At 64.0% G+C, this 12,814-nt stretch carries 10 protein-coding genes; 7 read left to right on the top strand and 3 right to left on the bottom strand.

The features are described 5' to 3' along the window. The first annotated feature begins 154 nt into the window (after positions 1-154). Positions 155-637, top strand: a complete 483-nt coding sequence (locus tag NMB96_RS00885) for a hypothetical protein (RefSeq protein ID WP_023905018.1) — start codon at positions 155-157, stop codon at positions 635-637. Between the two features lie 195 nt (positions 638-832). Here NMB96_RS00885 and NMB96_RS00880 read toward each other — a convergent pair whose 3' ends face one another. Beyond that, the gene (locus NMB96_RS00880) at positions 833-2,860 is read right to left on the bottom strand and encodes a sodium-translocating pyrophosphatase (RefSeq protein WP_023905017.1); all 2,028 of its coding nucleotides are present in this window, start codon (positions 2,858-2,860) and stop codon (positions 833-835) included. A 251-nt stretch (positions 2,861-3,111) separates the two neighbouring features. Here NMB96_RS00880 and NMB96_RS00875 point away from each other — a divergent pair, with 251 nt between their 5' ends. Further along, entirely contained in the window at positions 3,112-3,636 is a 525-nt protein-coding gene (locus tag NMB96_RS00875) for a hypothetical protein (protein ID WP_023905016.1), read from the top strand. Positions 3,637-3,924: 288 nt separating this feature from the next. Here the strand turns inward: NMB96_RS00875 and NMB96_RS00870 are convergent, their stop codons facing one another. After that, the gene (locus tag NMB96_RS00870) at positions 3,925-5,181 is read right to left on the bottom strand and encodes a 6-phosphofructokinase (RefSeq protein WP_023905015.1); all 1,257 of its coding nucleotides are present in this window, start codon (positions 5,179-5,181) and stop codon (positions 3,925-3,927) included. A 157-nt stretch (positions 5,182-5,338) separates the two neighbouring features. Here NMB96_RS00870 and NMB96_RS00865 point away from each other — a divergent pair, with 157 nt between their 5' ends. From NMB96_RS00865 to NMB96_RS00850, 4 genes are all read left to right on the top strand, one after another. Next, complete coding sequence (locus NMB96_RS00865) at positions 5,339-5,902, top strand: adenylate kinase (protein ID WP_255085939.1); 564 nt, start codon at positions 5,339-5,341, stop codon at positions 5,900-5,902. Between the two features lie 352 nt (positions 5,903-6,254). After that, on the top strand, positions 6,255-7,622 hold the full coding sequence (mpl, locus tag NMB96_RS00860; RefSeq protein ID WP_255085938.1) for a UDP-N-acetylmuramate:L-alanyl-gamma-D-glutamyl-meso-diaminopimelate ligase: 1,368 nt from the start codon (positions 6,255-6,257) through the stop codon (positions 7,620-7,622). After that, positions 7,622-8,218, top strand: a complete 597-nt coding sequence (locus NMB96_RS00855) for an LON peptidase substrate-binding domain-containing protein (RefSeq protein WP_023905012.1) — start codon at positions 7,622-7,624, stop codon at positions 8,216-8,218. The genes mpl and NMB96_RS00855 overlap by 1 nt, the downstream gene beginning before the upstream one ends. A 146-nt stretch (positions 8,219-8,364) precedes the next feature. Next, entirely contained in the window at positions 8,365-9,249 is an 885-nt protein-coding gene (locus tag NMB96_RS00850; protein ID WP_043889870.1) for a bestrophin family protein, read from the top strand. A gap of 646 nt (positions 9,250-9,895) precedes the next feature. On the opposite strand, the gene NMB96_RS00845 is transcribed toward NMB96_RS00850, so the two are convergent. Continuing rightward, on the bottom strand, positions 9,896-11,983 hold the full coding sequence (locus tag NMB96_RS00845; RefSeq protein WP_023904997.1) for a bifunctional DedA family/phosphatase PAP2 family protein: 2,088 nt from the start codon (positions 11,981-11,983) through the stop codon (positions 9,896-9,898). 161 nt (positions 11,984-12,144) lie between these two features. On the opposite strand from NMB96_RS00845, the gene NMB96_RS00840 reads away from it, so the two are divergent. Further along, on the top strand, positions 12,145-12,804 hold the full coding sequence (locus NMB96_RS00840; RefSeq protein ID WP_006448836.1) for a serine/threonine-protein kinase: 660 nt from the start codon (positions 12,145-12,147) through the stop codon (positions 12,802-12,804). Positions 12,805-12,814: the final 10 nt, after the last annotated feature.

Below are 12,814 nucleotides of genomic sequence, written 5' to 3'. Positions count from 1 at the left end.
TACGCGTTCGGCTGTTGCGGTGCAGCGACACTGAATGGGCAATGCGCCGACCCCGGCACGCGGCATAGTCCGCATTCATCATGAGCAGCTCCCCGATCGTTGCGGCCAAAGGCGCGGCGCACGCTGCAGGCTCATCCACTGCAAGGGAATTGCCATGTCCAAGCTCGCACGTTTGCTCGTTGTCCTGCTGCTGTCTGTGTTCGCCCAGGTTGCCGCCGCGGCAACACCGCCGCCGACCTTCGTCGACGCGGTGGACTGGCCCGCCAATGGCGAAGGCTGGGAGGCGTTCGTCGATCTGGAGCAGCGGCTGGAACGCGATTTCGACAATATTTGCGGCGACACCTTTTGCGGTGGCGAATTCAGCGACTACCAGCCGCTACGCTTCCGCTGCTCGGTGCATCGGGTGACCGGCGTGGTGCGCAGCTGCATCTGGACCTTCGGCGCCAGTGAGGTCAGCGTCGATCCCCGCAGCGGGTACCTGCGCTCCGATAGCCGGGTCTGGCGTTGCACGGCGCCGTTGAAGGCCGGGACCGGTCTGGACGAGATGTATCGCACCTTGGCGGTGACCAACCCGCTGTTCGAGCCGCTGCCGAACGGCGCGCCGCCGATCTATGACGGCCTGATCGGCTGCCTCTGAGCATGTGACAGGTGGAGCTGCGCATCTCGCGCAGCTCCACCTGTCGCCGGCCCGGCCGCATGCCAATGGCAGCGGAGCGCGCTGCGATGACCGCATCAGCCGCGCTCTACTCCGTCATCCGTCGTCACCGGCCGAGATGCTGGCGGCCTGCGTGCTTGACGCCGGGTCGCACACGTTCAGAAGGCATGGAACGCATCAAAGCAGGGGCACCAGCAGCAAGGCCACGATGTTGATGATCTTGATCAACGGATTGATCGCCGGCCCTGCGGTGTCCTTGTAGGGGTCTCCCACTGTGTCGCCGGTGATCGCGGCCTTGTGGGCTTCGCTGCCCTTGCCGCCAAAGTGGCCGTCTTCGATGTACTTCTTGGCGTTGTCCCAGGCACCGCCACCGGTGGTCATCGAAATCGCCAAGAATAGGCCGGTGACGATCGTGCCGATCAACAGACCGCCCAGCGCACGTGGCCCGAGCAGCAGGCCGATCACGATCGGCACCACGACCGGCAGCAGCGAAGGTACGATCATTTCGCGGATCGCCGAGCGGGTCAGCATGTCGACTGCGCGGTCGTATTGCGGTTTGGCAGTGCCGGCCATGATTCCCGGGATCTCGCGGAACTGGCGGCGGACTTCCTCGACCACTGCGCCTGCCGCACGCCCCACCGCTTCCATCGCCATCGCCGCGAACAGGTAGGGGATCAACCCGCCGATCAACAAGCCGATGATCACCGTGTGGTCGGACAGATCGAAGGCGAAGACTTCGCCAGGATTGGCCGCCTGCAGATTGTGGGTGTAGTCGGCAAACAGCACCAAGGCAGCCAGCGCTGCCGAGCCGATCGCATAGCCTTTGGTCACCGCTTTGGTGGTGTTGCCCACCGCATCCAGCGGGTCGGTGATGTTGCGCACTTCCGGTGGCAGCTCGGCCATTTCGGCGATGCCGCCAGCGTTGTCGGTGATCGGCCCATACGCATCCAGCGCCACGATCATGCCAGCCATCGACAACATCGCCGTCGCTGCGGTCGCAATGCCGTACAGCCCGCCGAAATAAAACGCACCCCAGATCGCCGCACACACCGCAATCACCGGCAGCGCAGTGGATTTCATCGAGATGCCAAGCCCGGCGATGATGTTGGTGCCATGGCCGGTGGTGCTCGCCGCTGCCACGTGCTGCACAGGCTTGTATTGGGTGCCGGTGTAGTACTCGGTGATCCAGACGATCAGGCCGGTGAGCACCAGGCCGATCAATGCGCATACATACAACGACGTCGCGCCATGGATGTTGTCGCGCATCAGCGTCTGGGTGATTGGCCAGTAGGCGAGTGCGGCCAGCACGCCTGAGACGATCACGCCTTTATAGAGCGCGCCCATGATCAAGCCACCGGCTTTGACCTTGACGAAGCCCGCGCCCACGATCGAGGCGATGATCGACACGCCACCGAGTACCAGCGGATACAGCACCGCATGCGGCCCGGTGTCGGCCAGCGTCAGACTGCCCAGCAACATCGTGGCGATCACGGTGACGGCATAGGTTTCGAACAGATCCGCCGCCATGCCTGCGCAGTCGCCGACGTTGTCGCCAACGTTGTCTGCGATGACCGCCGGATTACGCGGGTCATCCTCGGGAATGCCGGCTTCGACCTTGCCGACCAGATCCGCACCCACGTCCGCGCCTTTGGTGAAGATACCGCCACCCAGGCGCGCGAAGATCGAGATCAGCGAAGACCCGAATGCCAGACCCACCAATGCGTGGAGGTTTTGCTCCAGCGGCAGGCCCATCGCCTGCAGCACCGCGTAATAACCGGCCACGCCGAGCAATCCCAAGCCCACCACCAGCATGCCGGTGATAGCGCCGCCGCGGAAGGCCACATCCATTGCCTTGCCGATGCCATGCCGCGCGGCCTCGGCGGTGCGCACATTGGCGCGTACCGACACGCTCATGCCGATATAGCCGGCCAGCCCCGACAGCACCGCGCCGATCGCAAAACCCACCGCGGTGTACCAGCTCAGAAACAGCCCGACCAACACGAACAACACGCCACCGGCGATTGAAATCGTGAGGTATTGCCGGTTGAGATAGGCGCGTGCGCCTTCCTGGATCGCGGCAGCGATCTCCTGCATGCGTGCGTTGCCACTCGGCTGCGCGATCACCCAGCGTGCCGACACAATTCCATAGACGATTGCCAGGACCGCACAACCCAGTGCAAGCAGTAATCCGTAATGTTCCAGCATGACCCCTCCCAAGAGAATGGATGTCGTCCGGTCGGGACGAACCAAGGGCGATGCACGCAGCGAGTGGACTGGCGAATACGGACTCGACGGTCACAATGACCGTAACGCGCGTCGCGATGTTCATGTGGCCGGATCGCGGCCGAGTATGCGCCGCACCTTGTGAGGCTGCCACCACTACGGCTTTGGCATGTTGTTCAGTCGCGGCGTGACAGCCTGCGGCCCAACGTGATCGACCCGATCCAGGAGTGTGTATGTCGAACTATGCCGCGTCGAAGTCTGCCGTGACGATTGCAGCCTTGTTGCTCACCAGCTACGCGCTTGCTGCTGAGCCAACGCCGGAGTTGAAACAGCGCGATGCCGGCACCGCGCAAGCGGTCGGTGCCGTGCACACCTTGCGCCAGATTCCCGAAGCCTGCGCTCGCCTAGAAGGCGTGTTCACCGGTAACGCTGCGCAGCCATACACCTTCTCGGTCGTGCGTAGCAGCCCGACCTGCCAGCCACGCGCGCGCTTCGTGGATTTCGCCAAGGCCACGCCCAGCGTCGCATCGGGTTGGATCTTCAACGACGTGATCCGCGTCCCGAGCGCCGCCTGCCCGGCGCAGCAGGCCGTGGTGCGCATCTGGCGTAAGCCTGTGGAGGCCAAACCGCAACTCGATGGCCAAGGCCAGTCGCGCATCTATCTGGAAGACGCCAAGCAACAGGCCGCAGCCGGAAAGATGCCGCAGGTGCCGATGTTTGCTGCGCAGATGACGGTGGAAGGCAAGGCTTGTCAGTAAACGAGCCATTCTGTTTCGTTTCGAGATATTAAAAACAGCGCACCCCGGCAATGTTGGGATGCGCTGTTTTGTCTTTTAGTCGACCTCGAAAGCCGACGATGTAGCGCTTAAGTGATTGCACAATCAAGCGAGTTCTTGCTGCCAGGTTGTATTGGCGGAATCAGCTAATCCACCATGCCTTTTGCTCTCGGCTATCTGCAACAGGATGCTGAGAAGGCTAGGGACGGGTTGCGCATGCGGTCCTCTCGATGGAAGCGACGGATTCTTCTGCCTGGCAATACCTGAAGCTCAGCCCTCCCAAGCCGGCAACTTCTTCGCCACCGCCACATTCTTCAAGGTCACATACTTCGGCAACCCATCGCTGCCGTAGGCCAGCGGCGCTTCGCCCTTGATCAGTGGGGCGAAATAGCGGCGGGCGCGTTCGGTGATGCCGAAGCCGTCCTTGCGCAGGAAGCTGGGCGGCATCTTCTTTTCGTGGTTGGCCACCTTGTGCAGCGGGGCGGGCACGATCTTCCAGCGATAGGGGGCGTCGCTGACGCGTTCGATCACCGGGATCACCGCGTTCATGCCCTTAAGCGCGTATTGCACGGCGGCCTTGCCGACGGCCTGAGCCTGCTCCCAGTCGGTTTTGGAGGCCAAGTGACGTGCGGAGCGTTGCAGGTAATCGGGCAGTGTCCAGTGCACCTTGTAGCCGAGTTCCTGCTTCACTTGCGCGGCGAGGAATGAGGCGACGCCGCCGAGTTGCGCATGCCCGAACGAGTCGGTGGCGCCGCCTGCGTCGGCGACGAACGTGCCCTGTGCGTCCTGGATGCCTTCGCTGGCGACCACCACGCACCAGCCGACTTTTTCCACTACCTGCTTGACCTTGGCCAGGAATACCGCCTGGTCATAGGCGCGTTCGGGCAGCAGGATGATCTGCGGTGCATCGTCCGGACCTTGACCGGCCAGACCTGCCGCGGCGGCGAGCCAACCGGCGTGGCGGCCCATCGCTTCGTAGATGAAGACTTTGGTCGAGGTGTCGGCCATCGCGGCGACATCCAGTGCGGCTTCGCGCACCGAGACCGCGGTGTATTTCGCCGCCGAGCCGAAGCCGGGGCAGGTGTCGGTTACTGCGAGGTCGTTGTCGATGGTCTTGGGCACGCCGATGCAGTGCAGCGGGTAGCCGTAGGCCTTGGCCAGCTGCGAGACCTTCCACGCGGTATCGGCCGAGTCGTTGCCGCCGTTGTAGAGGAACCAGCGCACGTCGTGCGCACGCAGCACGTCGAGCAGGCGCTCGTACTTGGCGCTGTCTTCTTCCAGCGACTTGAGCTTGTAGCGGCACGAGCCGAATGCGCCGCCGGGGGTCTGCGCCAGCGCGGCGATCGCGGCGGCGGATTCTTTCGAGGTGTCGATCAGCTCCTCGCGCAATGCGCCCAGGATGCCGTTGCGTGCGGCCAGCACCTTGATCTTGCGCGCGCGCGCTTCGGTGATCACACCGGCGGCGGTGGCATTGATGACGGCGGTAACGCCGCCGGATTGGGCATACAACAAGTTGCCAGTAGACATAGGGGGACGGGCTCCTCAATGGGACATGGCGCAGGGGACAGTGCCGGGACATTCCCCGGATGCGGTAAGCTGCACGACCAGACGGTCAGCGCTGGCGAAGACCTGAGTCTAACGCCGCCAACCGCAACGCGTTTTTATTCGAAAGTGGAGTCCACTGATGCGATTGGTTCTGTTGGGACCGCCCGGTTCGGGCAAGGGCACCCAGGCGACACGGCTCAAAGACACCTTTGAGATCCCGCATATTTCCACCGGCGATCTGCTGCGCGCCGAAGTGGCTGCTGGCTCGCCGCTGGGCCTGAAGGCCAAGGAAGTGATGGCACGCGGCGATCTGGTGTCCGACGAAATCCTGCTCGGCATGTTGGAGGCGCGGCTCGGTCAGGCCGACGTTGCGAAGGGTTTCATTCTCGATGGCTATCCGCGCAACGTGGCGCAGGCCAATGCGCTGGATGGGCTGCTCAGCAAGATCGGCCAGCCGTTGGACGCGGTGGTGCAGTTGGATGTCGCCAGCGAGTTGCTGGTCGAGCGCATCGCTGGTCGTGCCAAGGCCGAGGGCCGCGAAGACGACAATCCCGAATCGGTGCGCAAGCGCCTGCAGGTCTATACCGATTCCACCGCACCGGTGATCGGCTTCTACGAGCAGCGCGGCAAGCTGGCGTGCGTCGATGGCGTGGGTTCGCTGGACGAAGTGCTCGAGCGCATCAGCAAGGCGCTCGGTCGCTGAGTCAACTGGGCCGGGCGCAACGTCCGGCCCGGCGACAAAAGCCGCGCGCCATCAGGCAGCGCGGCTTTTTTTCGCGTTTGCGATGCCGCAAAGAAAAACCCCGGTCATACAAGACGACCGGGGCGGAATAACGCCAGTGATGGGCTTGCTCAGAGCCCCGACAGCATGAGCTCCCTGGGGATTTTGGCCACTTGGGGAGTAGGACCAAAAGGGTGCTGCGACTGGCGTTCAGCATGGTGGGATATGTGACGAAGTTCGCATATAGGGAAATTCCCGACAGTACGGTAGGAGTTTCCTGACAGCGCCGTTGGCGATGGATCGGAATGTCCCGTAACTCCGGCGATCGGCGACAATGTGCGGCATGACCAAACTCCACATCCTCGGCATCGCCGGGACCTTCATGGGCGGTGTCGCCGCTCTTGCGCGCGAGCTGGGCTGGCCGGTAGAGGGCAGCGACCAGGCCATCTATCCGCCGATGTCCACGCAGCTGGAAACGCTCGGCATAGCGCTGGCGCAGGGCTACGCGCCGTCCAATATTTCGGCCGATACCACCGATGTGGTCATCGGCAATGCCTTGTCGCGCGGCAACCCCGCCGTGGAAGCGGTGCTGGACGCGGGGCGTCGCTACACCTCCGGTGCGCAGTGGCTGGCCGAGCAGGTGCTGCCGGGCCGCGACACGCTGGCGGTCGCCGGCACCCATGGCAAGACGACCACCACCACCATTTTGAGCTTTTTGCTTGAGGCGGCCGGGCGTGCGCCGGGCTTTTTGATCGGCGGGGTGGCCGAAGACTTCGGCGTGTCGGCGCGGTTGGGGCAGGGGCGCGAATTCGTGGTGGAAGCCGACGAGTACGACACTGCGTTCTTCGACAAGCGCAGCAAGTTCGTGCACTACCGGCCGCTGGTGGCGATCCTCAACAACCTGGAATACGACCATGCGGACATTTTTCCCGACGTGGCGGCGATCCAGCGCCAGTTTCATCATCTGGTACGCACGGTACCGGCACGCGGGCGGCTGATCGTCAACGGCGAAGATGCGCGCCTGGCCGAGGTGCTGGCGATGGGCTGCTGGACGCCGGTGGAGCGCTTCGGTTTCGATGCGGCGTTGGAGTGGAGCGCACGCTTGATCGCCGCCGATGGCAGCATGTTTGCAGTGCTGCATCGCGGTGTGGAGATCGGCCAGGTGCACTGGCCGCTGGTCGGGCGGCATAACGTGCTCAACGGGTTGGCGGCGCTGGCCGCCGTGCATGCAGTGGGCGTGGATCCGGCGAGTGTGATGCCGGCGCTGGCGCGCTTCCAAAGCGTCAAACGGCGACTGGAAGTGCTGGGGCAGGCGCGCGACATCACCGTGTACGACGATTTTGCGCATCACCCCACCGCGATTGCGACCACGCTGCAGGGCTTGCGTGCGAAGGTCGGCGCTGCACGCGTGCTGGTGGCGATGGAGCCGCGCAGCAATTCGATGCGGCTGGGCGCGCATGCGCAGGCGTTGGCGCCATCGTTACAAGATGCCGATGCGGTGGTGTTCCTGCATCGGCTCGAATTGGCCTGGGATGCGACGCCGATCGTTGCGCAGGTGCGCGGTGATGCACATGTGGCGCACGACGTGGATGCATTGCTGCACACGCTGGGCGAGATTGCGCAGCCCGGCGACCATGTGGTGTTTATGTCCAATGGCGGCTTCGACGGCGCGCCGCGTCGCTTTCTGGCGCAGCTGTCCTGATGAACGAAATGACCACCACTGCCGACAGCAGCGCATTACCGCTGTTTCCGCTGCACAACGTGCTGTTGCCGGGCGCCGCGATGGGCTTGCGCGTGTTCGAGCGCCGCTATCTGGATCTGGTGCGCGAGTGCGGCCGCACCGACACCAGTTTTGGGGTGTGCCTGATTCTGGATGGGGCAGAAGTCGGCGTGCCGGCGACACCGGCGGCGTTCGGCACCGAAGTGCGTATCGAGGATTTCGACGTTGGTGCCGACGGTGTGCTGGTACTGCGTTTGCGCGGGACGCGGCGCTTCCATGTGCAGCGTTCGCGTATCCGCGACAACGGGCTTGTCGTGGGCGAGGTAAGTTGGTGCGAGCCCGACAGCGATGACGAGTTGCGCCCCGAGCACAGCCTGCTGGCCACCGTGCTCGAGCGCATGCTCGAACAGGTGGGTGGCGAATTCGCATCGGCCGGACCCGGCCTGCTGGATCAAGCGGCTTGGGTAGGTTGGCGGCTGGCCGAGTTGCTGCCGCTGACCGAGCAACAACGCCTGTCGTTGTTGCAGCAGGACGACCCGCATCGGCGCATGGATCAGTTGCTGGCGTGGATGCCGTAACGCGGTGATGCTGTGGCGTGGGTGACCCATCACCGCGCTTGCACCGCTGCAGCGGCACACTCGCCATGCTTGAGTGCGCTGACGATGGCATCCATGCACTGGATGCGCGCAACGGCGTCACTCGTTATCGATCCATGGAGTGTGCCTTGATCATCGATGTCAAACCGCGTGTATCCGATGTGTTCGACCAGGTCTGGCGGACCCTGGCGGTGTTGTTCGTCTGGGACGTGTTGATCACGATCATCTACTACGTGCTGCCGTTCCGCGCGCCTGCGTTGCCGCTGACCATCTTCGGTTCGGCGTTGGCGTTGTTTCTGGGGTTTCGTGCCAACTCGACCTACCAACGCTGGTGGGAAGGGCGCGTGCTGTGGGGCCAGATGATCAATGCATCGCGCAACCTGGTACGTCTGAGCATCAGCGTGTTGTCTGCGCCGGAAGCCGCAGCGCTGGGGCGCACGATCGCGTTGCGCCAGGTAGCGTACGTGTATGCGTTGCGCTGCCAGTTGCGCCGATTGCCAGTGGATGCGGTGCTGGAATCGCGGCTGGATGCCGATGAGGTGGCTTCGGTGATCACGCGTACCAATGTCGCCAATGGCCTGCTCGATAACACCGGGCGCAGCGTGGAGCAGGCGCGTCGCGATGGCTGGATCGACAGCATTCAGCAGGCCAGTGTCGAGCGCATTCTGGTGGACATCGCCAACGCACAAGGCGGTATGGAACGGCTGAAAAATACGCCGCTGCCGTATCAATATCGCTTCTATCCGAACCTGTTTACGCGGCTGTTCTGCGTGTTGCTGCCGATCGGCCTGGTGGAAACGCTGCAATACGCCACACCGGTGGGTTCGACCGTTGCGGGCTTGATGTTTTTGGCAGTGCTCAAGATCGGCGACGAGTTGGTCGATCCCTTCGCCAACACCATCCACGATCTGCCGCTGGATAGCATGTGCCGCACGGTGGAAATCGATGCATTGCAGGCGATTGGCGAGCAGGCGCCGGAGCCGATGCAGCCGGTGGATGGTGTGTTGTGGTGAGTGCATCGCGCCTTTGACCAATGCGGCTTGTGCACATCCAAACGGCGCTAAACACCCGGAATCTTGTTTATCTTGAAGTGATTGGACAGGGTGGATAGATCACTTGCGGGGCGACTGATCTGTGGCTTGGCTGCAGGGCCCTTGCCCGCCCACCATCGCAGGACACGCCGCAAGTACGTCCGTGTAGGCTCTTACGCGGCATCCATGCCGCGTAAGGTCCCGCGACGGTGGGCGGGCAAGGACCGGCCGAGATGGTCGGTGTGCATGGTGCAAGCAATGCATGATGTGCCTCTACTTCGCTAGCTCACTTGTAATTCTGCGACCCGCATCAGCAGGCCAATGCAACTCGCAAGACGGCCAGCTTTTACGCAGCTACCGACCAACTGTCTGGCGCGGTGGCCTCACCGATTGCGGGACCGTGTGGCGGCATGGATGCCGCCACCGAGCCTCCACGGACGGATTCACGGCGTGTCCCGCGAGCGGTGAGGGCACCGCGCACTCGACCAATCAGGCTGTTGACCTAAACATTCGACTGCGTCCAAGTGACGCGAACGCGTTGCCGCCATCGATACAGCGTTCAAGACGTTTTATTAGCAGCTCTTATCTACAGGACTGCGCGTTCGCCGGACGCTGACCAATCGATCGATCAACGAGGCTGTTGTGACGGATCCGATGCAGTCGAATCGGACCCTGTGGTTTCCGTCTGTGGTGCGGCGTTGTCTTTGTCCTCTCGTCGCACCGCATTTCCGGAAGTGCTGTCGATCAAGATCACTGGTACCTGTGAGCGCCGACGCTGTTCGACGCGATGCGGCAATGGGCCGAGTGCTTCACGCAAAGCGCTCAGCGCCGGGTCCACGCCACGCAGCGGATACCACAGCCCGATCAGGCTGAAATGGCGGCTGTAGCGCAGCGTCTGGGTGCTGCCTACCCACAGCGGTTGTGCACCTGGTTGCAGGCGAGCCGCTGCCGGCCACAGGCGCAGCACATGCACATGGCCGGGCGCGGCATGACGCACCATCAGCAGCGCTTCGACCTGTGTATCCAGGGTGGCCGGCAGGATCGGCACCTCATCCGGGCGGCCGCTGACGTCGAGCAGATGCAGCGCTTGCTCCCAACCGGCCTGCGGTTGCACCCGCCACCCGCGCGCTTCGAGTTGGCGCTGCAGGGGTGCGAGCGGGCCGGCCAGTTGCACGTCCAGCGGCCAGCGCTGGTCGTCGTCGAATTCGTTGCGGCGCGCCGGCAGCAGGCGCCACTGGCCATTCCACCAGTCGCTGGCCGGCAACTCCATCAGCAGCGGCGGCGGCGGTTCGAACTTGGCCAGTTTGGCTTCCAGATTGCGCGGGGCAAACACGATCGCGCAGGTCAGGAACACGCCGTAGAACATCCACGACACCGGCTTGACCCAGAACGCGCGCGTGGCGCGGCGTCGGTAAGCGATGCCCAGCACCAGCAGCCAGAAAATGCCGAACAACATGCCGCCGACCACGTCGCTGAGCCAATGCGCGCCCAGGTACAACCGTGCAAATCCAATGAGCGAGACGATTGCGCCGCTGACCAGATACGGCCACACCCGCCGCCGGCCGGGCAGCTCGCGCGCGATCAGCAATGCGAAGAAGCCGAAGCCAATCGTGGCCATGGTGACGGCCACCGACGGAAACCCGAATCCGCTGCTGGCCGCAGGCGGGCGCACCACCTGCACGGTGGCGCCCAGCAACTGGGTCAACGCCAAGCCAAAGGCCAGCGCGATCACCCAATGCGCCACCGCCATCCAGCGTCGGCGCCAGGCCAGGTAGCTCATCGCTGCGGCGATCGCCGGCAGCAGTACCTGCCAGTCGCCCAGCGAGGCCAGCGCCACCATCGGGTAGTCGGCCAGCGGGTTGCGCAGCGCCAGCATCAGATCGTGCACGGCCAGGTCCACGCGCAGCGGCTCGCCATGCGCCAGCACCACCATCAACAGCACGAACCAGCCCCAGCCCAACAGCAGCAGCATCAACGCCATCATCGCCAGCGGCACCGACTCGCGACGGCGTGGGTCGAACACGCCCACCGACCAGTTGCCCAGCACCGGATGCCGATGCGACCACTCCAGCAGCCGCGCAAGCAGCGCATCCAGATGGCCAGCCGACCAGCGATACGAGTACAGCACCACCGCCCAGGCCAGCCCGATCACCGCGACCAATAGCGTAACCACCACGAACAAACGCCCGGCCACTGCCGCAACCGCATCGTAAGCGGTGCCCAGCACCCAGCCCGGCACCAGAAACAGCAGCGCCCACGAGATGCAGGCCAGGCCGCTGGCAAACAGATAGCGCTTGAACGGCATGTGCGACATGCCGGCGATGGCCGGCACGAACGGCCGCACCGCGCCCACGTAGCGGGCGATCAGAATGCTCTTGAAGGCATTGCGCCGGAACAGCAGCTCGCCGCGTTCCAGCAATTGCGGGTAGCGGCGAAACGGCCAATAGGTGTGCAGCTGGTGACCCCAGCGATGGCCCACCCAAAAGCTCAGCGCGTCGCCGACGAAGGCGCCCAACGTGGCGCAGACCACCGCATACGGCCCGTTGATCTGGCCGAGCCCGATCAACACGCCGATGGCGAACAGCAACGGCAGCGCCGGCACGATGGCGCCGAGCACGATCACCGCATCGCAAAATGCGATGGCAAAGATCACCACGCCAGCCAAGGTGGGGTGGTGTCCGATCCACTCCAGCGTGGCGTCGATCCATGAGTTCATTGCCGAATTATAGGTGGGCATGGCGACGAGGGGACTTGCGCCGTCATCACATCGGCCTGCCTGCTTCACCTCAGGTTGCGAGCGGGCAACGTTGACGCTTGTGTGACACGCAGGCAACGCGCGCTGTGTGGCGAGGCGGACGGCCCGCCTACAATGCAGGGATGAGTGACGATCCCGCCGGCCATCTGCCGCTGAAGTCCGATACCTTCGGGCGCATCCTGTTGATCCGCGAAGGCGATCGCGTGTTCGTGCGGCGCGACCTGAGCGTGGCGCCGTGGTTGTTGCGCGGCGTGGCCTGGTGGTTGGCGCGACGCGAAGCCCTGGCCTTGCGTCAGCTGGATGGCTTGCCGCGGACGCCACGGCTGCTGCGCTGGGATGGACGCCAGCTGGATCGCAGCTATCTGGCCGGCGATGCGATGTACCAGCGCCCGCCGCGCGGCGATCTTGCTTACTTCCGTACCGCACGCAAGTTGCTGCAGCAGCTGCATCGCTGCGGGGTGGCGCACAACGACTTGGCTAAAGAGGCCAACTGGCTGGTGCAGGACGACGGCAGCCCGGCGGTGATCGATTTCCAGCTCGCGGTGCGCGGCAATCCTCGCGCGCGCTGGATGCGTCTGCTTGCACGCGAGGATCTGCGCCATCTGCTCAAGCACAAGCGCATGTATTGCCCGGCCGCCATCACCCCGGTGGAACGCCGCGTGCTCAAGCGCACCTCCTGGGTGCGCGAGCTGTGGTTCGCCACCGGCAAACCGGTCTATCGCTTCGTGACCCGCCGCGTATTGCATTGGGAAGACAACGAGGGGCAGGGGCCGAAGCCTTGAAGTGCTGGTA

The sequence above is a fragment of the Xanthomonas hortorum genome (assembly GCF_024339125.1).
GTDB lineage: Bacteria > Pseudomonadota > Gammaproteobacteria > Xanthomonadales > Xanthomonadaceae > Xanthomonas > Xanthomonas hortorum.
The sequence above is the reverse complement of the archived record's forward strand: the minus strand, read 5'-3'. Positions and strand labels throughout refer to the sequence as shown.

Bases quoted from the DNA above. Each gene is read 5' to 3' on its own strand.
- NMB96_RS00885 (WP_023905018.1), top strand. From the start codon at position 155: ATGTCCAAGCTCGCACGTTTGCTCGTTGTCCTGCTGCTGTCTGTGTTC.
- NMB96_RS00880 (WP_023905017.1), bottom strand. From the start codon at position 2,860: ATGCTGGAACATTACGGATTACTGCTTGCACTGGGTTGTGCGGTCCTG.
- NMB96_RS00875 (WP_023905016.1), top strand. From the start codon at position 3,112: ATGTCGAACTATGCCGCGTCGAAGTCTGCCGTGACGATTGCAGCCTTG.
- NMB96_RS00870 (WP_023905015.1), bottom strand. From the start codon at position 5,181: ATGTCTACTGGCAACTTGTTGTATGCCCAATCCGGCGGCGTTACCGCC.
- NMB96_RS00865 (WP_255085939.1), top strand. From the start codon at position 5,339: ATGCGATTGGTTCTGTTGGGACCGCCCGGTTCGGGCAAGGGCACCCAG.
- mpl (WP_255085938.1), top strand. From the start codon at position 6,255: ATGTGCGGCATGACCAAACTCCACATCCTCGGCATCGCCGGGACCTTC.
- NMB96_RS00855 (WP_023905012.1), top strand. From the start codon at position 7,622: ATGAACGAAATGACCACCACTGCCGACAGCAGCGCATTACCGCTGTTT.
- NMB96_RS00845 (WP_023904997.1), bottom strand. From the start codon at position 11,983: ATGAACTCATGGATCGACGCCACGCTGGAGTGGATCGGACACCACCCC.
- NMB96_RS00840 (WP_006448836.1), top strand. From the start codon at position 12,145: ATGAGTGACGATCCCGCCGGCCATCTGCCGCTGAAGTCCGATACCTTC.